Annotated in this window: 24 protein-coding genes; 8 read left to right on the plus strand and 16 right to left on the minus strand. The window is 37.0% G+C overall.

Annotated elements, in window-relative coordinates; genetic code table 11:
- Window positions 1-124: 124 nt before the first annotated feature.
- The 3 genes from BMMGA3_RS11305 to BMMGA3_RS11315 all read right to left on the minus strand — a co-directional run bounded on the left by BMMGA3_RS11305 (window position 125) and on the right by BMMGA3_RS11315 (window position 4,998).
- Window positions 125-364, minus strand: a complete 240-nt coding sequence (locus tag BMMGA3_RS11305; RefSeq protein ID WP_004435708.1) for a hypothetical protein — start codon at window positions 362-364, stop codon at window positions 125-127.
- Window positions 365-399: 35 nt separating this feature from the next.
- Window positions 400-669, minus strand: coding sequence for a hypothetical protein (locus BMMGA3_RS11310; protein WP_004435710.1), 270 nt, complete (start codon window positions 667-669; stop codon window positions 400-402).
- Window positions 670-732: 63 nt separating this feature from the next.
- Window positions 733-4,998, minus strand: a complete 4,266-nt coding sequence (locus tag BMMGA3_RS11315) for a cation-translocating P-type ATPase (RefSeq protein ID WP_004435714.1) — start codon at window positions 4,996-4,998, stop codon at window positions 733-735.
- Window positions 4,999-5,152: 154 nt separating this feature from the next.
- Here BMMGA3_RS11315 and BMMGA3_RS11320 point away from each other — a divergent pair, with 154 nt between their 5' ends.
- Window positions 5,153-5,689: a hypothetical protein gene (locus BMMGA3_RS11320; protein WP_004435717.1), complete on the plus strand. Its 537-nt coding sequence runs from the start codon at window positions 5,153-5,155 to the stop codon at window positions 5,687-5,689.
- 103 nt (window positions 5,690-5,792) lie between these two features.
- On the opposite strand, the gene BMMGA3_RS11325 is transcribed toward BMMGA3_RS11320, so the two are convergent.
- The 5 genes from BMMGA3_RS11325 to BMMGA3_RS11345 form a co-directional block, all read right to left on the minus strand.
- The gene (locus tag BMMGA3_RS11325; protein ID WP_004435720.1) at window positions 5,793-6,146 is read right to left on the minus strand and encodes a glycine zipper domain-containing protein; all 354 of its coding nucleotides are present in this window, start codon (window positions 6,144-6,146) and stop codon (window positions 5,793-5,795) included.
- A 107-nt stretch (window positions 6,147-6,253) separates the two neighbouring features.
- Entirely contained in the window at window positions 6,254-8,377 is a 2,124-nt protein-coding gene (locus BMMGA3_RS11330) for an RNA degradosome polyphosphate kinase (protein ID WP_004435722.1), read from the minus strand.
- A 48-nt stretch (window positions 8,378-8,425) separates the two neighbouring features.
- Window positions 8,426-9,967 (minus strand): Ppx/GppA phosphatase family protein, encoded by a 1,542-nt coding sequence (locus tag BMMGA3_RS11335; RefSeq protein ID WP_004435724.1) that lies wholly within the window; start codon window positions 9,965-9,967, stop codon window positions 8,426-8,428.
- 184 nt (window positions 9,968-10,151) lie between these two features.
- Window positions 10,152-10,763 (minus strand): superoxide dismutase SodA, encoded by a 612-nt coding sequence (sodA, locus tag BMMGA3_RS11340; RefSeq protein ID WP_004435726.1) that lies wholly within the window; start codon window positions 10,761-10,763, stop codon window positions 10,152-10,154.
- A 282-nt stretch (window positions 10,764-11,045) separates the two neighbouring features.
- Window positions 11,046-11,528 carry a DUF456 domain-containing protein gene (locus BMMGA3_RS11345; protein WP_004435731.1) on the minus strand — a complete coding sequence of 161 codons (483 nt, stop codon included), beginning with the start codon at window positions 11,526-11,528 and terminating at the stop codon, window positions 11,046-11,048.
- 205 nt (window positions 11,529-11,733) lie between these two features.
- On the opposite strand from BMMGA3_RS11345, the gene BMMGA3_RS11350 reads away from it, so the two are divergent.
- Window positions 11,734-12,501 (plus strand): DUF1189 domain-containing protein, encoded by a 768-nt coding sequence (locus tag BMMGA3_RS11350; RefSeq protein ID WP_004435733.1) that lies wholly within the window; start codon window positions 11,734-11,736, stop codon window positions 12,499-12,501.
- 102 nt (window positions 12,502-12,603) lie between these two features.
- On the opposite strand, the gene BMMGA3_RS11355 is transcribed toward BMMGA3_RS11350, so the two are convergent.
- Complete coding sequence (locus BMMGA3_RS11355; RefSeq protein WP_004435736.1) at window positions 12,604-13,824, minus strand: MFS transporter; 1,221 nt, start codon at window positions 13,822-13,824, stop codon at window positions 12,604-12,606.
- Between the two features lie 89 nt (window positions 13,825-13,913).
- Between BMMGA3_RS11355 and BMMGA3_RS11360 the strand changes: the two genes are divergently transcribed.
- Entirely contained in the window at window positions 13,914-14,240 is a 327-nt protein-coding gene (locus BMMGA3_RS11360) for a hypothetical protein (protein WP_004435738.1), read from the plus strand.
- A gap of 128 nt (window positions 14,241-14,368) precedes the next feature.
- The gene (ispG, locus tag BMMGA3_RS11365) at window positions 14,369-15,472 is read left to right on the plus strand and encodes a flavodoxin-dependent (E)-4-hydroxy-3-methylbut-2-enyl-diphosphate synthase (protein ID WP_185762587.1); all 1,104 of its coding nucleotides are present in this window, start codon (window positions 14,369-14,371) and stop codon (window positions 15,470-15,472) included.
- Window positions 15,473-15,531: 59 nt separating this feature from the next.
- On the opposite strand, the gene BMMGA3_RS11370 is transcribed toward ispG, so the two are convergent.
- Window positions 15,532-15,897 (minus strand): YybS family protein, encoded by a 366-nt coding sequence (locus BMMGA3_RS11370; RefSeq protein WP_004435740.1) that lies wholly within the window; start codon window positions 15,895-15,897, stop codon window positions 15,532-15,534.
- 197 nt (window positions 15,898-16,094) lie between these two features.
- Here BMMGA3_RS11370 and BMMGA3_RS11375 point away from each other — a divergent pair, with 197 nt between their 5' ends.
- Complete coding sequence (locus BMMGA3_RS11375) at window positions 16,095-16,670, plus strand: hypothetical protein (protein ID WP_004435741.1); 576 nt, start codon at window positions 16,095-16,097, stop codon at window positions 16,668-16,670.
- 92 nt (window positions 16,671-16,762) lie between these two features.
- Here BMMGA3_RS11375 and BMMGA3_RS11380 read toward each other — a convergent pair whose 3' ends face one another.
- From BMMGA3_RS11380 to BMMGA3_RS11395, 4 genes are all read right to left on the minus strand, one after another.
- Complete coding sequence (locus BMMGA3_RS11380) at window positions 16,763-17,173, minus strand: zinc uptake transcriptional repressor Zur (RefSeq protein ID WP_004435742.1); 411 nt, start codon at window positions 17,171-17,173, stop codon at window positions 16,763-16,765.
- A gap of 5 nt (window positions 17,174-17,178) precedes the next feature.
- On the minus strand, window positions 17,179-18,030 hold the full coding sequence (locus BMMGA3_RS11385) for a metal ABC transporter permease (RefSeq protein ID WP_004435743.1): 852 nt from the start codon (window positions 18,028-18,030) through the stop codon (window positions 17,179-17,181).
- On the minus strand, window positions 18,027-18,818 hold the full coding sequence (locus tag BMMGA3_RS11390) for a metal ABC transporter ATP-binding protein (RefSeq protein ID WP_004435744.1): 792 nt from the start codon (window positions 18,816-18,818) through the stop codon (window positions 18,027-18,029). Before BMMGA3_RS11390 ends, BMMGA3_RS11385 begins: the two co-directional genes overlap by 4 nt.
- A gap of 126 nt (window positions 18,819-18,944) precedes the next feature.
- Complete coding sequence (locus BMMGA3_RS11395; RefSeq protein ID WP_004435745.1) at window positions 18,945-19,826, minus strand: YitT family protein; 882 nt, start codon at window positions 19,824-19,826, stop codon at window positions 18,945-18,947.
- Window positions 19,827-19,980: 154 nt separating this feature from the next.
- Between BMMGA3_RS11395 and BMMGA3_RS11400 the strand changes: the two genes are divergently transcribed.
- Window positions 19,981-20,235 (plus strand): DUF2624 domain-containing protein, encoded by a 255-nt coding sequence (locus tag BMMGA3_RS11400; RefSeq protein ID WP_004435748.1) that lies wholly within the window; start codon window positions 19,981-19,983, stop codon window positions 20,233-20,235.
- 115 nt (window positions 20,236-20,350) lie between these two features.
- On the opposite strand, the gene BMMGA3_RS11405 is transcribed toward BMMGA3_RS11400, so the two are convergent.
- Window positions 20,351-21,244, minus strand: coding sequence for a deoxyribonuclease IV (locus BMMGA3_RS11405; RefSeq protein ID WP_004435751.1), 894 nt, complete (start codon window positions 21,242-21,244; stop codon window positions 20,351-20,353).
- A 14-nt stretch (window positions 21,245-21,258) separates the two neighbouring features.
- A complete protein-coding gene (locus BMMGA3_RS11410) occupies window positions 21,259-22,569 on the minus strand; it encodes a DEAD/DEAH box helicase (RefSeq protein ID WP_004435754.1) in 1,311 nt (436 codons plus the stop codon).
- A 220-nt stretch (window positions 22,570-22,789) separates the two neighbouring features.
- Between BMMGA3_RS11410 and vrrA the strand changes: the two genes are divergently transcribed.
- Window positions 22,790-23,380, plus strand: coding sequence for a VrrA/YqfQ family protein (vrrA, locus tag BMMGA3_RS11415; RefSeq protein ID WP_004435757.1), 591 nt, complete (start codon window positions 22,790-22,792; stop codon window positions 23,378-23,380).
- A gap of 136 nt (window positions 23,381-23,516) precedes the next feature.
- Complete coding sequence (locus tag BMMGA3_RS11420; RefSeq protein ID WP_004435759.1) at window positions 23,517-24,470, plus strand: 4-hydroxy-3-methylbut-2-enyl diphosphate reductase; 954 nt, start codon at window positions 23,517-23,519, stop codon at window positions 24,468-24,470.
- The last annotated feature ends 19 nt before the right edge of the window (window positions 24,471-24,489 follow it).

The following is a 24,489-nucleotide window of genomic DNA, read 5'->3' on the forward strand; positions in this document are numbered from 1 at the left end:
TAAGGGGTAGTTTCTAACAAAACTAAAGTACATATGCATATTTCGTAAAACTAAATATTTTTTCTATTAAGAGACTGCTCCAAAAGATACCTTTTAAGAGTCAATCCCTTTATATAATAGTTTTTTAAAATTTTTTCAACCTTGCAAAAGAAATTAGGTTTAACAGGTTGATCTTATTTTCTTTGCCTATCGTTCTTACTCGGCCAAAAAAAGTGCCCAAAAACTGCTCCCAAAGGAATCCAATTGTGTTTTTGGAAGCAGGATCATCACGAATTAAACGAATGGAAGCATGCAAAGCCTCATCCAGATGCGAAAGCGCCTGTTTTAAATGGATAATCACCTCGTTGTCTTTCTTATTCTCCACTCTACTCCTCCTCTTTTAACCAAGGTCACTTCTATCTATAAATTGATACGATTTTGATTTTCCTCCTCATACATCTCACCATCGATAAATATATCTTTATCCAAGCTTTTTCGAATCCGTTCAAATTTAACCTCTGCTGCCATATCTTCAATTCCTTCTTTGGCCGTAACAATTAAATATTTCATTTGCCTTGAAAGATCCCAGATTATAGGGCGCAGAGTGTTTCTAACTACAGGAATTAAGGCTGTAGTTGCAATGGCAAGTGCCGAGCCTACCACAATGCGCTGTAAATTTCGTTCAAGCATAATTAGACCTCCTTCGTAACGTTATTTATTTTTTAGTCATTTTTTTCCGTTTTTATACCAAAATTAAGCCACTGCCGGATTGCTATTACCGGTCATAGGAAGAATATGTTTTTTTATCCATATATTTGATAAAGGTTTTGCAAGCCGGGCTGAAGCTGCTGACACTAAAAGAATAGGGCCCCAGTTCCAAAGAGGAAGGGAAGCCGTTTTAAAGATTGCTGCAAATGGCGGGATATAAATAACACTTAGCAGTGCTAGCCATGAAATTCCAAAGGCACTTACCAAGAAGCGGTCTTTTGTCACATCTTTTATTGTTTCCTCAGTATCTGCTTGTCTCCATGAGAACGTCTGAATCAGCTGTCCTGCTACTAACGTTGAAAATGCAACTGTTTGTGCTGCATCCAATGTCATACCGGCTCCAAGGCTCCAAATAAAGAGACCGAGCGATCCCAACCCTAAAATGGCCCCGCGGGTTATGACTTGTTTGTATAAAGCGCCATCTACTATTTCCTGTCGTTTTGTTTCTTTTGTTTTATTGCCAGGATTTACAGCAAGGATCATAGCAGGCAAAGCGTCAGTCAACATGTTCATTAATAAAATTTGAACTGGCACGACCGGAAGCGGCAGACCCGCTATTACCGCCAAAGAAGTAACAAGTATTTCAGAAAGGTTTCCGCTCAACAAACATCCAATTGCTTTCCTAATATTTCCGATAATAGTTCTTCCTTCTTTAACACCGTCAACAATTGAACCAAAATGGTCTTCTTTTAGTACCATATCAGCCATTTCTTTCGTTACCTGTGTTCCTGTTTGGCCCATTGCAATACCAATATCTGCCTTTTTAATTGCAGGAGAATCATTAACTCCATCACCTGTCATGGCAACGATATGCCCTTTTTGCTGGAGAATCGTTACAATTCTAAGCTTATGCTCCGGAGTTACTCGAGCATAAATGGCAATGTCATCGATAACCGTTTTCAACTCTTGATCCGAAAGCATATCAAGCTCTTGGCCCGTTACTACTTTCGCACTTTCATTGTAAATACCGATTTGTTTTGCAATGGCTAAAGCAGTAAGCGGGTGATCTCCGGTAATCATAACCGGTTTAATTCCCAATTTCACTGCTTCACGAATGCTTTTTTCAACTTCTGGTTTTGGAGGATCGATCATACCTGCCATTCCTACATAAATAAGCTTGCTATCTATATCCTGTATGCAGTCTTTTTGGGCGTGCTTGTCTAATTTCTTGTAAGCAAAACCTAAGACGCGCAGAGCCTGCCTGGCAAATGCATCGTTTTGTTCCATTATCTGTGTGCGAACCTTTTCATTTAACGGATAGATATTTCCGTTTTTCTGATAGTGTGAGCAATTGGCCAACAGTTTCTCAACAGATCCCTTTGACATGACAAAACATTGCTCTTCTTGATTTTCATCATGGCAAACGACACTCATTTTTCCGCTGTTTGAGTCAAAAGGTATTTCTTCAACACGTTTCCAGTGGTTATGGTTTTCTGCTAACAAGCCTCGTTTAGCTGCAAGTGATAGAAGAGCTCCTTCTGTAGGATCACCTTTCACATTCCATCGTCCCTCTTCATGAAGCAGTTGTGAATTATTGCAAAGCAGTCCGATTCTTAATATTTGATCTACATCTTTCCAAAATGTTTCAGACTGATCCTTTCCTATAATTGTTCCTTCCGGATTATAACCATCACCAGTTACTTCATATTCCATTTCTACTGTTGAAATTCGTTTAACAGTCATTTCATTCTTAGTTAATGTGCCGGTTTTATCAGAACAAATAACTGTCGCTCTTCCTAAAGTCTCTAGAGCGGACAGCTTTCGCACCAATGCCTTTTTCTTAGCCATTCGGAATATACCTGCTGTAAGAGCAAAAGTAATCGTTATAGGCAGCCCTTCCGGAATAGCAGAAGCTGTTAATGCAACAGATGTTGCCACCATCTCTGTTAAAGGCATTCCTCTTAATAGCCCTGTAATAAAGACAATGGCGCCAACGGCAAGAGCACCTTTCATAAATTTTTTGCTAATGGCCGTAACTTGTTTTTGAAGCGGAGTTGTATGATCTTCGTCTTCTGTTAATAGAGATAGAAGATGCCCCATTTCAGTATTTTTGCCTATGTGAACAACCACTGCCTTGCTTTTTCCACGGGTTATGTGTGTGCCCATATAAAGCATGTTGGATCGGTCTGTAACTGGCACGTCCTCGTTTAAGTTCATTTCCTTCTTTTCAACAGGGAGTGATTCGCCGGTTAACGCGGATTCGTTCACTTCCAAGTTCCATGATTGAATGATCCGGAGATCAGCAGGCACTCGATCACCAGCTTCTAATTCGACAATATCTCCCGGGACTAAGTCATGGGCTGCAATTTCTTTCACCACGCCATCACGGACGACGCGGCAGTTAGGAGGAACAAATTGACTCATTGTTTCCACTGCCTTGTCTGCTTTTCTTTCCTGGATTGTACCAATCCCTGCATTTATCAAAAGAATCGAGCCCATGATTAATCCATCAAACAAATGTCCTGTAAAAGCACTAAGAAGTGCTGTGGCTGCAAGAACTTGTGTTGTAAATTCCTTAAATTGGCCAGCATATGTTTTCAGCCAATGAGGACGTGTTTTTGAAACAAGTTGATTCTTACCATACAAATGAAGAGCCCTATTTACCTGCTCGGTGTTAAGGCCGTTATTTTTATCAATATCAAAATATCTTAAAACTTCGTCTGCTTTCTTTGAATGCCAAGAAATTTTAGCGGCACTCACATCATTCTCGTGAGTCCGGTGCGAGATCTTAAATCTCCGTTCTGTCCAATTTTTTGCTCTGGACATAAACGTCAGTGACAGAGCATCCCCGATCAGATTAATAAGAGGTGCACTAATGACAAGCGGCATTGCAATGATGGAGCCTGCAAGATTCCATAGTTTTGTTATGGCAGTATTTTGTTTTATGATCTTCTTTAAATCTTTTCCATCTTGCATCGTTTTTGCGATGCCGGGTAACTGATTGAACGTACAGTACGGATAAAAAGAAATTACTTTGTTTTTTTCACAAACCTGATCTTTTATCACGACAAGTACATCTTCACGGCGATTTATCTTAAGGTCGTTATGGGAGATCAATTGAACACCATATTCGTTTAAATGTTGATCCAGTATATCAAGATCAACATTGGATTCATTGTTTACAAATGCAACATTTCTTCCTGTTAAGAGTGATAAAAGAGGAACACACTCCTTACGAACAGTTCCATCAGTAGAAATAAGTGAGACATCCTCAAAAACAACCGTTTTCGTTTGAGTCAATTGATAAACAGAACCATTATTAGGAATTTCCTGCTTGCTTTCCCTAGCCATATGTTCTGCTTGTTTCCATGTATATTCTGTAGAAGAAGTGATTGGCCGAGGATTTGCAGCTAACAGGACAGCTAAGGGAACAATCGGATTACGGGTAACGGCCAGCGCCGCAGCTGCTCCCATTAATCCAAGCTTTGTTGCCTGACGGCTGTAAGATTCAATTTCTTTAGAAATATATTCCTGATTCAGTAGTTCATTTTCAACAGACTTTCTTCTTTTCCAATTCAAATATTGGATTAAGCTTATACTTGCTAATACAACCAGATTTTCTCTTATTAAGGCTAAAGCAAGAGCACTGGCGGATAACAGCAAATCTAAATTAAACTTTTTTTCTCTCCAAAGCTTTTGGAGTCTTCTTTTTATAAAAGGGTAACCTGTGCTCACCGACAAAACTGCTGCTAAATAAAAAGGAACAGGATGTCTAGCCAACATAGATCTTCCGAAAAATAATTGCTTTATTCCTAGAATCCCAAGTCCTGCAACTGATAAAGCAAGAGGCAATGGAACTTTATTGTCTGCAGGTGCACGTGCTCTTTGTGGTACTTTGCTTAAAAAAGAGCCAACGATATTTTGTGGTGAACGCCATTGTCCATTTTCACCAATGGAAAAATCATAAGTTGCTGCAATTTCAGAATAAGCGATAGGATCTGTTAGCGAAGAATAATTCTCACGAGACGATCTGTCATCCTCATAATTAATCTCGAAAGAATGTTGAAAAAGCATTTCTTCAAATTGTGAAATAAAGCAGCATAATTGACCAAGGCTAAGAACACTTTCATCATATTGGATAAGAATTTTCCCTGTAATTATGCTTGCTTCCAAATGGAGAATTCCTTTTATTGAGGGAAAAACTTGTTTAAAACGAAGAGCAACATCAGCATCATCTTTTAACCCATAAAGCTCCATTCTTAGTCTTCCAGAAATTACATGATATGATCTTTTCTTAATATGTATTTCCATATCGTTTTCTCGCACCTCCCTATGTCTTGGCATACAAGTTATTTTTCTCATTTTTAACGACCGTATACATTTTATTTACAAAAAAAAATTTAAGCCTTTTGGATAATTTTGAACTGCTTTGGAAAAGATTGAAGAGTAAAAGGAGGGTCTATATATGTTTAAGCGCTTATTTTCATTTAGCAATCCACTGGGAATTGCTTTAACCGCTACAGCGGTTATTTTAACGTTGTCACCTGAAGCAAGGAAAGGTACAAGAAAAGTACTAGTTAAAGGGGCTGCAGCATTACTCTCGGTTGGAGATCAAGTGAAAGAATTAACAGTCGGAGCTAGAAAACAAATAGGGACGATTGTTGAAGAAGCCAAAGTGGAAAAAGAACATATGGATTTGCCGGATTTTTCAGAAATGATCAAAAATGCAGGAGAATCCACCAAAGCAAAAATGAATCAAGTTTTTGACGATATGAATTTCCCATTCGAAAAAAACACATCTGGTTTATCTCATGCCACTGAGATGGGCGAAGAATTTATTGAAGATAGCATACAAAATAATATTCGAAAAGCACCTGTTTCAAAAAACACTAAAAGTAAAGCCATCCCCAAAATAAAAAAGTCCCAAACACTGAGTCAAGTGCAAAATGTATTGAGTGATAATGCTTTTAATACGATCGCGGGAAAGCCACCTTTACAATAAAAGGGAGAGGGCTTTCCTCTTTTTGTGGAAATAATTAAAACTGACCCATAAGTGCCTGGCACATATGGGTCAGCTTTGATTTTTAATTTAAATTTTGAAATGATTAGTTTTCAGATAACGTTGGCCTTACATTTTGCAGCAGACGGCTATTATTCAACATTTGATTATTAAAAAGAATATTTCCTGCCTGATATCCAGCATAATTCCCAATCCGGTTTCCAATTATGCTTCCGATAATAGACCCTATGATCGTTCCTGCACCCGGTATAATGGCTGATCCAAGAATCGCTCCATATTCAAAACCAGCCATAATGCCTAAACTCCCGGTAAGATTTTTAGAAGTTTGAATAGCATACTCTTTTTTATCCATTTTGCCAGAAGCCATGGCTTGAGTGTCCTGTAATTGTGCCATTCCTCCTGAAATGACTCCAGCCCAAAGTGAAACTCCTTTAAACATGAACCATCCTCCTTTCACTGTATAATTTGTCCAAAAAATCTAAAATAATGTCAGCACTTAAAAAAATTTAAAGAAATCATTCTTTTTGACCATATTTATGAAACGCATTATTCTTCATCATCTGCTACTTCGTATGCCCATTCAAAAAAAATCATTTGGCTGTCTATATCTTCATCATTTGGATTTTTCTTTACATAAGAATAAATTCCATATTGGTCTTGTTCCCGTGCTTTTACATTATCACTTAAAAGAATGGTTAATATTTGTTTGAGCCTCTCCTTAAGTTCTTGATTAAAAACAGGGAAAGCAATTTCAAGTCTTTTTTCCATATTTCGTGTCATTAAATCCGCTGAGGAAAGGAGGATTTTCTCTTCACCGTTATGATGAAAATAATAAATACGGCTATGCTCTAAAAAACGTCCAACAATACTTCGGACTCGGATATTCTCACTAACCCCTTTAATGCCCGGACGGAGACAGCATATTCCTCGAACGATAAGGTCAATCTTTACTCCAGCATTTGAAGCTTCATAAAACTTCATAATTAATTGCTTATCTGTAAATGAATTCATTTTCGCTATGATTCTTCCATTCGAAAATTGTTGATGATACTCAATTTCTTTGTCAATCAGCCTAAGGAATTCATCACGAATATCGAAAGGAGACACAGAAAAATGGTGAAAATCCGGCTTTTCCATAAAACCGCTTAAATAATTAAAAAAATTGGTTGCATCTATTCCGAATTCAGAATTTGAAGTAATAAATCCTAAATCGGTATAAACTTTTGCTGTTTCTTCATTATAATTTCCAGTTCCCAAATGAACAAAACGCTGGATATTACCATTCATTTTGCGAACAATGAGTGTGATTTTGCTATGAGTTTTTAATAATGTTTTCCCGTAAATAACATGGCAGCCTGATTTTTCAAGCTCTTTTGCCCAATGTACATTATGTTCCTCATTAAATCGTGCTTTTAGTTCAACAAGAACAAGTACTTGTTTTCCACTTTCAGCTGCCTTTTTTAAATTTTCAATGATTGGAGATTTTTCACTCACTCGATAAAGAGTTTGTTTAATGGCCATAACATCAGGATCCTCAGCAGCTAACCGTATAAAATGAATAGCAGGTTCAAAAGATTCATACGGATGGTGAAGCAAGATATCTTTTTTAGCAGCAACATCAAAAATATTTTCTTTCTTACCGCTTATTTCATTGATAAGATCCTTAGCAGGCTGGGGAATTAACGTTTCAAAAATCAAATGTTCCTTGAAAGGAGCAATTTGTTTATAAAAATTAAATAAAAACGTTAAGTCAAGAGGACCGTTTAAAAAATACGTGTCATTCTCGTGTATTTCCAACTCACTTAATAAATAAGAAAAAATTTCTTTATCAATGAAGTTTTTTGATATCTCCAACCGGACGGCTGCTCCCCAATTTCTCATTTTCAACTCTTCTTCGATTTCTTTTAAAAGGTCTCTAGCACCCTCCTCGTGTATTTCTAAATCCGCATTTCTAGTAATGCGGAATTGTGTCACGGATTCAACATGCAACCCGCGGAACAGCTTGTGGACAAAGTGGCTAATGAGGTCCTCTATTAATACAAATTGCTTCATATTACTTTCGATTTTATTTGGAACTGCAACGAATCGTTCAAATCCTCTTGGTATTTGCACAATTCCCAATTTTTTTGGGAGTGTTGATGCTTCCCTCTTATCGGATAAAACCACTGCAAGATTCATACTTTTATTAGCCAATAAAGGAAAAGGGCGGTAAGCATCAATTGCCATTGGTGTTAATACAGGAAAAATAACTTGATCAAAATGTTGTTCCAATTCAATTAATGCTTCTTTCGAAAGATCTTTAATTGGAAGAAAAGAAACTTCTTCTTTTTCTAACAATGATAAAAGCTGTTTGAACGTCTTGTATTGTGTTTGAACCAGTTCATGGGTAATTTCCACAATTTTCATTACTTGTTGTTTAGGAGTTAATCCGGCTTTATTTTCAGGTTTTGTGAACCCTGCTTTTATCTGGTCTTTAAGACCAGCCACTCTAACCATAAAAAACTCGTCAAGATTTGAACTAAAAATGGCCAGGAATTTGAGCCTTTCAAGTAAAGGATTCCGTTCATCAAGTGCTTCTTCTAAGACTCGTTTATTAAAAGCTAACCAGCTAAGTTCCCGGTTATTAAAGTAAGCAGGTTGATTGAAATCATGAAACTCTGGCAAATCCATTTCACCACTTTTCCCACTGGGATTTTTCGTGACAATTTTTTTAAAAAATTAACTGAGTAATTTAAAATCTAAATTTATCTTTTTCCCAAGAGCATTTTCTAAATGCTTGATCTGTTTTTCTGCTTCCTGTTGTTCCAATTGCCAGCTCTTATTGCAATAAAACTCAAGTTGAATATGGTCTTTTCCTTCTATAAATCGAATATCTTGGACAATTTGTCTTTTTGTACTGTTTAGAATGAATGAAAATTTTAATATTGCTCCCAAGACCCTTAATTTTTGTCTGTCTTGTTTTGTAAACCATTCTTTAAATGGCTGAATATTTTGTTTAAAAGTAGCCTTTGAGTGATAAGAAGCTAATAAAGCAATTTTTATACGATCACGGTGGGAAACTCCATTAATATTGCTGGTCGATAAAATATAAAATGTATGTCGGCTCGCAGAATCTCTTTCAATAAATTCTCCTACATTGTAAATGAAACTAGCGCATCTTAAATCTTGTATATCATTTTCATTAACTTCAAATATCCTTGTTTTACGTATTGAATCCAAAAACATCTTCACTGTATTCATTACGGCATATCTTTTTTCCAAATCTATTTCGTATTCAATAGCCAATTGACGCAGATTTTTTTCTAACAGGTGCTGATTATTATGTTCATTAACAATATCGTTCCTTATCTCATCAAATAAAATTCCTTCTCTAATCCCTTTTTGACTGAATTGAAAAAATGGTGCATTCACAACCTGATAAATTGTCAGAAACACTTCAATGGCAGGAATGATTATATCTGCTCGTTCTTTTGAAAGGCCCTCAACGTTTTGGAGTTCAGAAAAGGATAACGATGTTAATTTTTCTTTTACCGTCAAAATATCTTTTAAATTCATCTCATATTGATGAATCGAATTAATGGGATAACTCTTTATTGCCTGGTCAATCTTCCCTAAATTTCTGGCACTTCCACCAATCCCCACAATCGGCAGACGGCAATTTTTTAGCCAATCACATTCCAGAAACTTAGATTGTAAAAATGCAGATAAATTACTCATCTCATCACTAGTAGGGACTTTATCTTTTATAAATTGTTGTTTTAATGTTAATGCCCCAAAAGGATAACTATGAGAGTGAACCATTTTTCGATTAATAAATTTGGTGATTTCTGTGCTGCCTCCGCCAATATCAATCGTTATTCCATCTTGTATCCAAGTTGAGTTAATAATACCAAGGAATCCATAATATGCTTCTTTTTCCCCGGATAAAATTTCAACAGAAAGCCCAATTTCTTCCCTTATCGATTTCTTAATTTCTTCTTTATTTTTTGCCTGTCTTATCGCAGCTGTTGCAACCACTTTAATCAATGTTCCATTATGCAAAGACACAATCTCTTTAAAAACCTTTAAAGTGTCCTTAAGGATTCTTAGACCCTCGGAAGTTAATATTTGTTCATAATTTAGATAGTTTTGAAGCCGAGCTGAAACCTTAATATTTTCGACTTCCTTTAGAACGTTTTCCTCTTTATGTAGGTAAATAGCTAATCTAATCGTGTTAGATCCGATATCAATAATGGCTAATTTCTTTTCCACTTTTTTCATCCTTGTTTTTTTATTGCCTACTAACGAAAGAAGGTATATTTATTATTATTTATTGTAAAAGGTATTATTATAATATGCCGAATTTAAATAAATAAAAAAAGTACACCACTTAAAAAAGTGATGTACTTTTGTTCACTGATTACATATTTTCAATTGACAGAAACCCCTCTGCCTTTTTCTTCAGTTATTTTTTTGCAGCGCTGTAACGCTTAGCAACTTCATCCCAGTTAATCACATTGAAGAAAGCACTGATATATTCAGGACGGCGATTTTGATATTTTAAGTAATATGCATGCTCCCATACGTCCAAACCTAAAATTGGAGTTTTACCTTCCATTAACGGTGAATCCTGATTTGGAGTGCTAGTCACTTCAAGTTCACCATTGTTAACGACAAGCCATGCCCAACCTGAACCGAAACGAGTTGCAGCTGCTTTTGTAAATTCTTCTTTAAAGCCTTCAAAGCTTCCAAACTTGCTGTTAATCGCATCAGCTAATTCACCAGTTGGCTCACCGCCGCCGTTTGGAGAAAGGATTTGCCAGAATAAAGAATGGTTTGCATGGCCTCCTCCGTTGTTGCGAACGGCAGTACGTACAGCTTCAGGTACTGCATCAAGGTTGGAAATGACTTCTTCAACTGTTTTAGAAAGAAGCTCTTCGTTTCCTTCTAAAGCGTTGTTTAAGTTTGTAACGTAAGTGTTGTGGTGTTTTGTGTGATGGATGTTCATTGTTTCTTTGTCGATATGAGGCTCTAATGCATCATAAGCATAAGGTAATTGTGGTAATTCAAATGCCATTTTTCATTTCCTCCTTATGTAAAAATAATTGTATTTTGCTTTAGAACATTTTCCATTTGTATAATTCTGAAAAATAAAATAGTTCTAAAGCTCTTTAAGTTAAGATTACCAAAGTTGGAGAATCGTTTCAAATGAAATGCTTTTACAAGAAGCATGTTTTTAGTTTCCTGCAAAAATGAAACGAAGACAAATATACAATTCCCTCCGTTTTTAAAATTATACAGACTAATCGTTTTTTCAATAGTTGTCATTTTTCATAAATATCAAAGTTCCAACCTTTTTTTAAAGAACTGCAAACACAAAATAGATAATCATAATTGCTTGAATAATACCTTTAACAAAAATGCTGCTGATAAAACCGGCAACAGAACCAAAACCAATTTTTACGGCATCTTTAAAATCTTTTTTATTTACAAGCCATTCAGCAAGAATCGCTCCCAAAAAAGGCCCAATTAAAATGCCTAAAAACGGGATGATAAAAGGTCCGGCAAGAATTCCAATTGTGCTCCCCCAAACCCCTGCTTTTGAACCGCCGTACTTTTTTACCGCAATCAAATTGGCAATATAATCTGCTCCAAAAAGAAGAATTACAAACAGTCCTTGAATCAACCAAAAATACCAGCTAAACGGTTCGAACGAAAAGAAAATCCCGTATAACAAAAATCCGCCCGCTATAAACAACACGCTCGGAATAACAGGATAGACTAAGCCGATAAAAGCGACAGCAAACAATAAAATAATAATTGCCCAATAAATGTACTCCATACATAACTTCCTTCAATGATAAAGTAAAATGCAAGAGGAGCATCCCTTTTACTCAATATTTTACCATAATCTTGCTCCTGTAAGACTACCTCGGTATGGCTTTTTCAATTTCCAACCTGTATCAATAGATATGCATAACTTGTACAATATGCGCTGTATAGCTAAAATAAAATAATGAATCTTTTTTGTAAAGGCGTGTTATGTGATGAATATTTTTAAGCAAATGTTTAAGAGCCTGTATTCACCGAAGGATATCTCTCTTTATCGCTTTCATGGAATTGGAAAAACTATCCTTTATGTTTTTCTTCTCACTTTGTTATCAGTGATCCCGACGGTCTATTATATCTCAGCTGCTGTCATAAACGGATTAGATGCAGCCCAAACTGCAGTAAAGGAACAATTCCCCAAATTCACGATTGAAAATGGGAAACTAGAGGCTCAGCAAGTTGCACCTATTATCATAAATCATGATGATTTTGCGATTATATTTGACAGTACAGGAAAAGTAAACGAGGACGATTTGTCCAACGAGGACAATGCAATCGCTTTTTTGCACAATGAAATATTTTTTGTTGCAGGCGGAAATATTCAATCGTATCCATATTCAATGTTTACGTTTCCAATAACAAATTCCGACCTACAAAAATTTTTAGATACGTTAGACTCGGTAACAGGGATTATACTCGTGATTATGGCTATCTTTATCTACATTTTTTCAGTCGGCATGAAATTTATTGAAATTTCTATATATGCTTTATTTGGGCTTCTGTTCAAGAATATGACAGGAAAAAATTTACAGTACCGTCACTTATGGAGAATGGCAGCATACTCTGTGACATTGCCAACGATCTTTTTTACGATCATGGCAGCACTGCAAACTTCCGTATTAAATGGATTTCTTATTAACTGGTTTGCCTCACTTCTTGTGTTATTCCTTGCGATTAAAGAGGTTCCAAAACGAAAACAAAATTAACACGCATCAAATAGTGCAGATGCAAAAACCCGGAGCTGTTTCCTTAAGGAAATGGCTCCCTTTTTATTCATTGAGCTTTGTTTGGAAAATTTTTTTAAACTTTTATCTTTGACCGGGGCGCAATGATTGAATCAAAGAAAAATATTCTCTTCGATTTGAAAAAACAAAATAGAAAAAACTTGCTAGCAGGATTAGAGCAGGATAAATAAAAATTCTTTCATCCTCATCCATCCAATTCTCAAAAACAACAGGCCCTAATGCTACGCCAAGAAATCGAAAAGTTCCATACAAGCTGACCACAAAACCCCGTTCCGAGTCCGGGACCGATGAAGTAACAGCCATATTGATGGACGGCAAAATAAACCCCATACTTCCAAACGCCAATGTTATGAAAAATAGTAAAAATGAAAATGAGTGAAACAAAATTAAGGCAATGAAACAGCCAACCATCAATATGTTTCCAAGAAAAAGAAGCCCGTTCAATTCTTCTCGGCATGTTTTAAGCCGTTTCCCTGTCCAATAAGAGACAATCGTCATAGCGCCAAGAGGAAACATATAAGTGACTCCTTTAAAAAAACCATCGATTTGATATGTTTCCTCGATTAAGAATGATAGATAATATAAGATGCCAAACATGACAAACATGCTGACTCCTCCCGAAAGATACAGAGGAAAAAGGAAATTCCTTTTCTTGTTGAACGTTTTTAAAATTTTGATCGTATATTCATTAATCGAAAAAAAATCCTTTCCGCTTTTAGCTTTTGGAACATGTTTTTTTATGCCCCAATAGGAAATTGCTGCTGTTACCGGAAACAAATAAAATGCCAAATACCAGGACTTTAATGCAGCTAGAGCCCCGAGTACAGGCGCTACCAACTTTCCTGCACCGTTATACACTTCCAAAACACCTAGAACTTTGCTGCGATTATCGGTGAAAATATCACCAACGAGAGCCATAGCAAGCGGTGTCGTGCCTGCGGCTCCAATTCCTTGAATGATTCTCCCTGTTAACAACACTGAAAAACTTATTCTGTTTGAAGGAATCAGCCCGCTTAATCCGCAAATGAAACTTCCTGTTATTACGAAAAGCAGTGACAAAAGGATCATGAGTCTTCTCCCCCACCGGTCAGAAAGAAATCCGATAAAAGGGATGATTATTGCTGCTGGGATGCTAAACATGCTTAAAATGAGACCGGTTTCAAAACCTGACAAATTGAGACTTCTCCGAATATCAGGAAGAATAGGAATTAGCATCGAATTCCCTAGCACCATAACAAATGGCAAAAGACCGAGATAAAAAATTAATAGACGTTCTTTTTTCATTGATAATCCCTCCAATTTTTTAAAAGAAGGTCTATAAAAACTTGGACAAGCATACATATTGGCAAAACCCCTTTTTGGAGGATTGCAATATGAAACGTCTTTTTGCATTACTGGCTGGAATATTAGTGATCTATGTGATTTATTATGACTTAAATCATGGAACTCTACCCTCTGTTAAAGAACAAAAGATTGAGGATTCCTATGCAGAGCTGCCATCCATGCCATATTTCGAAAAACAAGTACAGCCTGGAGATACGGTGTTATCAATTGTTGAAAATAGATTAAATGGACCCATCCCCGTTTCTATTTCCAAAGTCGTTGAACATTTTCAATTACTAAATGATGGAAAGAAACCAGAAGATATTCAAGTAGGGAAAACATACAGATTTCCGGATTATAATAAAAAGAACTTTTGATGACCTAATTGGAAAAAACGATGATTCTTGTCAATGCAAGTTGTTCACTGATACAATAAAATTGTCTGGACTTTCTTTGATTATGTCGAATCCATTATGTTAAAAGGAGCGAATCACCGTTGAGTGAAATTATACATCGTACAAAAACCCGGCCGGTCAAGGTTGGTAATTTAACGATCGGGGGAAATAATGAGCTTGTTATCCAAAGCATGACAACAACGAAAACGCATGATGTGGAAGCAACAGTTGCAGAAATAAAGCGCCTTGAAGAAGCCGGATGCCAGATTGTCCGTGTTGCATGCCCGGACGAAAGGGCTGCCAATGCGATTTCAGAAATAAAAAAACGCATCAATATTCCGCTTGTTGCCGATATTCACTTTGATTATAAATTAGCTCTTAAAGCAATCGAAGGCGGGGTGGACAAAATCAGAATTAACCCCGGAAATATTGGAAAACGCGAAAAAGTGGAAGCTGTTGTAAAAGCAGCAAAAGAACGGGGGATTCCAATTCGTATCGGAGTTAACGCCGGATCTCTTGAAAAGCGCATTTTAGAAAAATATGGATATCCTACAGCTGACGGAATGGTTGAAAGTGCTCTTCATCATATTAAAATTTTAGAAGATCTCGACTTCCATGATATTATTGTGTCGATGAAAGCTTCTGACGTAAACCTCGCAATTGAGGCTTATGAAAAAGCAGCAAGAACTTTTGATTATCCGCTCCATCTCGGCATCACTGAATCAGGAACATTATTTGCCGGAACCGTGAAAAGCGCTGCCGGGTTAGGTGCCATTTTAAGTAAAGGAATTGGCAATACTCTTCGAATTTCTTTAAGTGCTGATCCTGTTCAAGAAGTAAAAGTGGCTAGAGAACTATTAAAAGCATTTGGACTTTCATCAAATGCCGCAACTCTCATTTCCTGCCCAACATGCGGACGAATTGAAATTGATTTAATCAGCATTGCAAATGAAGTCGAAGAATATATCGAAAAAATTAAAGCTCCGATTAAAGTTGCAGTACTTGGCTGTGCCGTAAATGGCCCAGGAGAAGCTCGCGAAGCAGATATCGGCATTGCCGGAGCTCGTGGTGAAGGCCTGCTCTTCCGAAAAGGACAAATCGTCCGTAAAGTGCCTGAAGAAACAATGGTTGAAGAATTGAAAAAAGAAATTGACCAACTTGCTAAAGAATATTTTGCAAAACAAGCAGAACAGACTGTCGAAAAGGTGAATTAACTTTGAAAAGCCCGGCGGATAAATCGCCGGGCTTTTGCATGCTCCTATTTTTAAAAAGCTTAGAAAAACGGCCTGATAAAAATACCGAAAATAATTGAGACAGCTCCGATTCCGATGGCCCAGCTGCCTAAGCTTTCTGCTCCTCTTCTGCGTGCAATAAAACCAAGTATAATCCCTGCTGCTCCAAATAATATTGGCAACACAAACAAAGAGATAATTGAAAGTGCCAAGGCGGAAAGCCCATATCCTTGACCACTCGCAGTTTCTTCATCCCTCTGTTCTTCATAATCCCAGTCACGACTAATTGGAGCAGGTGCAGCTATTTCTGCAGCGGTTTCTTCGGTATAGTCTGTATCTTCAAAGCGATTTTCCTCGCCTATTTGGTCACGGTAACGACTTTCGGCTGTTTGTTTCTCGTCTGCCATGTTGATCCCTCGCTTTCAGATTGGAGCATTTATATTGTTTGCGAATCACCTCTGTTTAAATATGTCAATTTTTTCATAAAGTTGTTTCTATAAGGAAAGTGAATAAAATAACACTTTGGCTATTTTTTCTGATCTGTTAAGATAGTAGTATTGATAAAGGGGTTTGGCCCTCATTATTCTTCCAAGGAGAAATGCAAATGAAGAAGCGATTTGGTATTGATATTGACGGTACTGTAACACATCCTACTTCCATTATTCCTTATTTAAATAAAGCATTTAACATGAACATTACACTTGATGATATCAAACAGTATGACCTTACACCTCTCGTCAATCTTCCAGAAGAAGAATTTGCCGAATGGTTTCTAAATATTGAACCTGTCATTTATTCAGAATCACCATTAGCCGAAGGAGCAAAATCGATTTTAGAAAAATGGCAAGGAAAACATGAACTTTATTTTATCAGTGCACGTGGAAACCATCTTCTCGATGTCACAGAACAATGGTTTACAAAACATGGAATCGTTTATGACCATATTGAGTTAATAGGTACACATGATAAAATTGATGCCGCAAAAAAATACAAAGTGGATATATTTTTTGAAGATAAACATGACAATGCAGTCATGATTCACGAAGAATGTAAAATCCCGGTTATTTTATTTGATACTCCTTATAACCGTGAACCGATCCCGAATGGAGTTATCCGGGTTAACAATTGGTTTGAGGCATACAAGTGGGTGGAAAATTGGCTTAGAGGAGAAGAATTATAAGGTCTGGCACCCTCCAACAATAAACATATTCAAAATGGTTGTTATGTTATATTGGAGGGCGCTGATCCTTTGATTTTTAGTGAACCCTAAACTTAGATACATTCCGGACATCGCCCATATATTTCGAATTTATGACCGGAAACATCGTATCCTTTTAAGTTCTCATTCAAACTATTCATTGGACACATTTCAATTTCTTTTGTCTTTCCGCAATCGAGGCAAATAAAATGGTGATGGTGGCGGCTGTGGGAACAGGTAAACCGAAAATGTTTTTCGCCTGACAACTCTGTTGTTTCAAAAATTCCAAGGTCGGCAAACAAAGATAGATTCCGATATATTGTGTCAAAACTAAGTCCTGGGTATCGGTCCTTCAACCCTTCAAACACATCTTTTGCAGTCAAATATTTATCACTTTCAGCAAAAAGCTGGAGCATATCTTCTCTTTTTCCCGTATATTTATATCCCTTTTCCTTTAAAAGCTGCAAAGCTTTTTCTACATTCATTCCTCTCACCTCGTTAAAACAGGTCGAACAAAAGCAATTTTTTTTATCAAGATCGTTACAATCAATATGAGTATGGCAATGATTACAATTGTTCCTCCTGGAGCAAGATCAAGATAATACGAAATCGTTAATCCGCCAAGAACTGAAATTTCCCCAAAAAGCACTGAAAACAGTATCGACTGCTTAAATCCTTTTGCAATCCGAATGCTTGCAGCGACCGGCAATGTCATTAAAGAAGAAACTAAAAGAATTCCGACAATTCTCATGGAAACCGCTATAACAAGTGCAACCATTATAATGAAAATAAAATGGACGCTTTTTGCCGATATTCCTGAAGCTTTTGCGTATTCTTCATCAAACGAAAGCAAGAATAACTCTTTATAAAGGAGAATGATGACACATAAAACAATGATACTAATGGCTGCAATAATCCAAAGATCCGTTTTGCTTACGGCGCTCACACTACCGAATAAATAGCTGAAAAGGTCGGTGTTAAAACCATCAGCAAGCGAAATAAATATGACTCCTATCCCAATTCCTCCCGACAAAATAATCGGGATTGCAAGTTCCTGGTAGTTTTTATATACAGATCTCAGTTTCTCAATAAATAAGGAGCCGGCTACAGAAAAAGCCATTCCCATGTACAAAGGGTTTAAGCCGTATAAAAAATTGAACTTCTTCTCAAGATATAAACTGGCTGCAATTCCGGCAAGTGTCACATGGCTTAATGCATCAGCTATTAATGACAGTCGCCTGACAACGATAAACACCCCTAAAAGCGGTGCAATTACACCAATGATCATGCCTGTAAAAAAAGCATTTTGTAAAAATTCATATTGTAAAATTCCTGAGATCATTGTAATGCGCCCCCGTGATGATATAGTTCATGATGATGAGTTAAAACTTGGACGTCATGACCGTAGAAGTTGGAAAAATCATTCAGTTTCAACTTTTCAAATTCACTTGTCCTGCCATGAAAATGAAGATGCTTGTTTAAACAGGCGACATGCGTTACTTTATCAGAAATGGCCCCAATATCATGGGTGACAAGAAGGAGTGTAATTCCCATTTTTTTGTTCAATTCTTCAAGCATCTCATAAAATGAATACACATTAATAGAATCTACCCCAACAGTCGGTTCATCTAAGACAAGAAGCTCTGGTTCACTTACAAGTGCTCTTGCGATAAAAACTCGCTGTTGCTGGCCGCCTGATAATTCTCCAATGTTTTTCTTAAAAAATGAATCCATTCCGACAGATTGCAGCGCATGAATCACCTTTTTTTGATATTGTTTATTCATAAATTTAAACATGCCAATCTTCTTAGTCAGTCCGCTTGCAACAACTTCATATACGGTTGCAGGAAAACCAGAATTGAAAGAATTAGCCTTTTGAGAGACAAATCCGATTTTCTGCCAGTCTTTAAATCGGCTTATATCCTGCCCGAAAATCGTGATTTCGCCTTGCTGCGGCTTCAAAAGCCCTAGAAGGAGCTTTAAAAGCGTTGATTTTCCAGAGCCGTTCGGACCTACGATCCCAAGAAATGATCCTTTCGGGATCGAAAGGTTTATGTTTTCAAGAACATTTTCCTTTTCATAACGGTAAGAAAGATTTTTTATCCTCACAATTGGATCATGAGTATCCATTAGGTTCACCTTCAAATTAAGAATCATTCCGATTTAACAAAATGTAGTATACATGAAATTTAGCTAATTGTAAACAAACAATCCCTACCGATAAAAGTGGCGTTCCAATATTGATCCTACGAATTTTTAGTGAATTGCTGATTTAAATCTCGCACCTTTTGTTTCATGAGTATCCATAATGGTTAAAAAAGCATTTGGGTCAATATCATCCACGATCGATTTTAATTTTGTCACTTCAAGGCGAGTAACGACTGCATATATTACATCTTTTTCGTTATCAGTAAAACCGCCCTTTCCTTTAAGCTTTGTCGTCCCTCTTCCTAATCTGTAGAGAATCGCCTCAGATACTTCTTCATAGTAATCAGAAACAATAATAACTGCTTTTGTTTCATCCAAACCTTGAATAACTGTGTCAATCGTTTTAAATGCAATATAATATGCCATTACCGAATACATCGCTTCTTCGATACCGAAGACAAATGATGCCCATCCAAATATAAAGATATTAATGAACATGATAAATTCACCAACGGAAAAAGGGAGATTTTTCGTCAGCAGAATTCCTAATATTTCCGTTCCATCTAAAGAACCGCCATGCCTGATCACAAGCCCTACCCCTATGCCAAGTATTAGGCCTCCAAAAACAGCAGCCAAAATTGGCTGATTTGTAAATGGCTCGATGTGATGAAGAAGCGATTCAACTATTGCCAAACATACGATTCCAAATAAAGACGATATCATAAATGTTTTCCCTATTTGCTTATAACCGTAATACATAAAGGGGAGGTTAAGCATGATCACTAATGTTCCAAAATTGAGAAAGGGGACACGTTCCGATAGAAGAGAATTAAGAATCAATGAAACGCCGATGATTCCTCCGTCAATAATCTTATTTGGGATTAAAAACAGTTCAATGGAAGTTGCAGCAAGCGATGCACCAATAACAATCCAAATAAAACGATAGAAAAGGTGAATAAACGTTTCCTTCTTATGTTTTTTCTTGACCATATACTTCTCCTTTTCAAATAAAGTGTATGCACTCTGAAATCTTTAACATCATGGAAGTGAAAAATGTTTTCCAACAGTGGACATGTACAAAGCCTAAATAGAAGACACAATTTCAGAAACTCTTTCATAAAATTACTATGAGGGAGTGATGATAATGAAAATTTTTGAAAACATAATTAATCACAAAATTAATTCGATTACAGCCGATGAATTACTTAAGTATGCAAATCAATTTAATATTAAAATCACTAGGCAGGACGCTCAAGAAATTGCCAATTATTTGCGCGGAAGAAATATAAATATCTTTAATAATATTGATCGTACAATGGTCATAAAGGAAATTGCCATAATTGCCGGACCTGAAACTGCGAGAGAACTGAACAAACTCTTTGTTCAATTTACAAAATAGGAAGAAAGGGCTGACTCCTCCCAAAAAGACAATATATAGAGTGCTTTTATTCGTACTTCTCTATATGCTGTTTTGGATGGGTCTGCCCCCCCTTTTACTTATTTGTTTCTGCAGGTTATCCATGCATTATAATATCGAGTAGATTTTCCTCAAACACTTGATTGCGGAGCATTTCAATTTCATGTTTATAAGGCGGTTTTTTGTTATTTTTATCTTCGCCGACATAAGGAGTTTCAAGAATTTTGGGTATATCCTTTAGTTGGGGATGATGAACGATGTAATTTAATGCTTTAAATCCAATATGTCCTAATCCGATATTTTCATGGCGGTCTTTTCTCATTCCCATAGCATTTTTGCTGTCATTAATATGCAAAACTTTTAAACGGTCTAAGCCGATAATTTTATCAAACTCTTCTAAAACTCCATCAAAATCATCCACTATATTATAGCCGGCATCATGCGTATGGCAAGTATCGAAGCATACAGACAGCTTATCGCTATGAGTGACGCCGTCAATAATCATCGCCAGTTCCTCAAAAGATTTCCCGCATTCAGAGCCTTTGCCTGCCATTGTTTCAAGAGCAATTTGGACATTTTCCTTACCAGTCAACACTTCATTTAATCCTTCCACAATTTTTTTAATTCCAACTTCGGTTCCTTTTCCGACGTGCGCGCCTGGATGAAGAACAATTTGTTTTGCACCAATGGCTTCTGTTCTTTCAATTTCAGAACGCAAAAAATTTACACCGAGCTCAAATGTATCAGGGTTGGCAGCATTTCCAATATTGATGATATATGGAGCATGAACGATAATTTCCTCGATCCCGTTTTCTTCCATGTGTTTTCTTCCGGCCTCAATATTTAAGTCTTCAATTTTTTTCCTTCTCGTATTTTGCGGTGCGCCAGTATAAATCATAAATGTGTTGGCACCATATGAAACTGCCTCTTCACTTGCAGCGAGAAGCATCTTTTTTCCGCTCATTGAGACATGTGATCCTATTTTTAACATCCTCTTTCTCCTCTTCATTTATTTTTTTGTTGAAGCTTTCTCTGGCGTTTCTTTATTTTTTCTATTTCCGCCTGCATTTTCTTTTTATATCCAGGCTTCACCTTTTTCGGTTTTCGGACAAGTGACTTTGCTATTAGCACTGCTTCATCTGCTTGCTTTTGCCGATTCCTTCGTCTATTCCGGCCACTAATTTCTACTAATTCGCCTCCTTGAATATCAACATTTTTAAAAATAATTCCCATTTTTTCAAGTCTGTTTAACGCATCTTCATCAGACGGATCATAAATAGTCAAAGCGGTACCGGAATAGCCTGCTCTTGCAGTCCGTCCAACTCTGTGGATATAAAAATCCAAATCCGTTGGCATTTCAAGATTAATGACATGGCTTACTCCTTCAATATCAATTCCTCTTGCAGCAAGGTCAGTCGCAACAATATATTGAAACTCAAGGTCTCTAACCTGTTTCATCACTTTTTTTCGTTCCCTTGGAGTTAAATCGCCATGAATTCGTCCAACCTTTAACCCTTTTTCAATTAATGCATCCGCTGCTTCATCTGCCATTTTTTTTGTATTGGCAAAAACAATCGCCAAGTATGGATTAAATAGTTTTAATGCTTCATATACAATATCAATTTTTGACCTGTGTCTGGACGGAATGAGGTAATGGTCAATTTTTCCGGCAGCAATTTGTTTTGGTTCAATATGAATAAACTTCGGATTTTCCATATATTTTTTTATGAAAGGCTTTAATTTCTCTGGAATGGTGGCAGAAAAAACGAGCATTTGCAAACGTTCAGGCATTCTTGCAGCTATTTTATCGACTTCTTCGATAAATCCCATATCAAACATCAGATCTGCTTCATCAATAACAAGCATAGTGGCAGTATGAACAAATAAGGCCTGCTCATGTACAAGGTCGTTGATTCTTCCAGGAGTCCCAACAACAATATGAGGCTGAATTTTTAGTCTTTCAATTGTCCGCTGCTTGTCCGTTCCGCCAATAAAACATCTTGCTGATATTCTTTCATCGCTATGTTCAGTTATTTTCAAGATTTCATGGTAAATTTGGTTCGCCAGTTCACGAGTGGGAGCTGTAATGACAGCTTGAACCTCCTTTTTCTCCGGGACAATCTTTTCGATAATCGGCAAAATATAAGCATGGGTTTTTCCTGTTCCTGTTTGTGATTGTCCGACTGCGCTTTCCCCTTTTAACACAATAGGTATAAGACGCTCTTGAATCTCCGTAGGTTCATAAAACCCCATTTCTTTTATTGCATTTATAATAAACGGTTTTAAATGAAATCGTTCGAATTTCGTTTCTTTCATATGTAAACTCCTTTTGTTATTTCTTTACGTTCCAATTTGTCCATCCTGTAATTATAATAAAAATTCTTGCAAATCTCCACTGGAGCTGTTTTTTTATTATTTTCATAATTTTTCGGAACGATGCTTTATCTCTACTTGACCAATAATCCGCACTTGCTTAGACCAAAACTCAACATGCGCATATGTTAACTATGAGGACATAAGAAAGGAGGCTAATAGGATGCCGCCAAGACAAAGAGGACCTTTTTCGATGGGAATGGGACCCCGTTATATGCATTCTTCCCCTGTTTCACCCTTTGGCCCATTGAGAGGAAGACCCCCGCAAATAAAAAGAGGTGGAGGGCTTCTTGAAAAAATATTGGGACTCGGAAACCGAAATAGCCCAGTTCATGGAATGCAAAGCGGTGGATTCCCCGGTAGGAATCTTGCATCAAGCCCTTCGGCCCCAGGGGGAAGTTCAATTTTAAAAACATTGAGCAATCCCCAAGCTGTAAACGGATTTTTGAATAACACCCAACAAGTACTTAAGGCAGCCCAGTCAATAGGTCCAATAATTCAGCAATACGGACCTATAGCCAAAAATTTGCCGGCAATGTGGAAGCTTTATAGAGGATTCAAAAATGCAAAAACTGATACAGAAACATCCGATCATGAAAGTGTCGATCAGACAACAAATAAAGACACTGAAAAAAGTACGGAAAATAAATCACAAAAACGGGTAAAAAAGAAAAAAACATCTTCGAAAAAGGAAAAAGCTTCTTCAGCTAAACGCCAACAAAAAAAAGAGTCTGTTCCAAAACTTTATATTTAATGAACAGAATGCTGTCACCGGCATTCTTTTTTATTTGTATCATTGCACTGATGTTTTTTGTAATAAATCCTTATCTCTTATATAATAAAACTTATAGGAAAGGACATTATTTTGTCCTTTTAGGGGAGGAAACAAAATGAATGTAATAAAAATTTCGCCACGAGGATATTGCTATGGTGTAGTAGATGCAATGGTTATCGCCCGAAATGCGGCATTGGATAAATCTTTGCCAAGACCAATTTATATATTAGGAATGATTGTTCACAATAAGCATGTAACCGATGCTTTTGAAGAAGAAGGCATCATCACCCTCGACGGAAACAACCGTAAAGAAATTATTGAAAAGGTGGATAAAGGAACCGTTATTTTTACTGCTCATGGAATTTCTCCCGAAGTCCGCGAAATCGCAGCAAAAAAAGGGCTGGTTACAATCGATGCAACTTGTCCCGACGTAACAAAGACGCACGATTTAATTCGCGAGAAATCAGCTGAAGGGTATCAAATTATTTATATCGGCAAAAAAGGGCATCCCGAACCAGAAGGTGCTGTCGGAGTTGCACCTGAAAATGTTCACCTAGTCGAAACGGTTGAAGATGTAGAAAAATTATCAATTTCAGCCGAAAAAATTATCGTGACAAACCAGACGACGATGAGCCAGTGGGATGTAGCGGATATTATGGAAAAAGTGAAAGAAAAATATCCGCATGTCGAAATGCACAAGGAAATTTGTCTTGCTACACAAGTAAGGCAAGAGGCTGTCGCAGAACAGGCTAAAGACGCAGATGTCCTTATTGTCGTCGGCGATCCAAAGAGCAACAATTCGAACCGTCTGGCACAGGTATCTGAGGAAATTGCCGGCACAAAAGCTTATCGAATTGCTGATATTACGGAATTGGATATTGAGTGGATTAGAAATGCATCAACTGTAGCCGTTACAGCTGGTGCTTCCACTCCGACACCGATTACAAAAGAAGTTATAGAGTTTTTAGAACAATTTGATCCTGAAGATCCATCCACCTGGAAAAGAGAAAGGAAAGTTCCTCTTCATAAAATATTGCCAAAAGTAAAAAAGGCTGAATCTAAAAGATAAATCCTACAAAAGGGGTGAC

The organism is Bacillus methanolicus MGA3, from assembly GCF_000724485.1.
GTDB classification, from domain to species: Bacteria; Bacillota; Bacilli; order Bacillales; family Cytobacillaceae; genus Bacillus_Z; species Bacillus_Z methanolicus_A.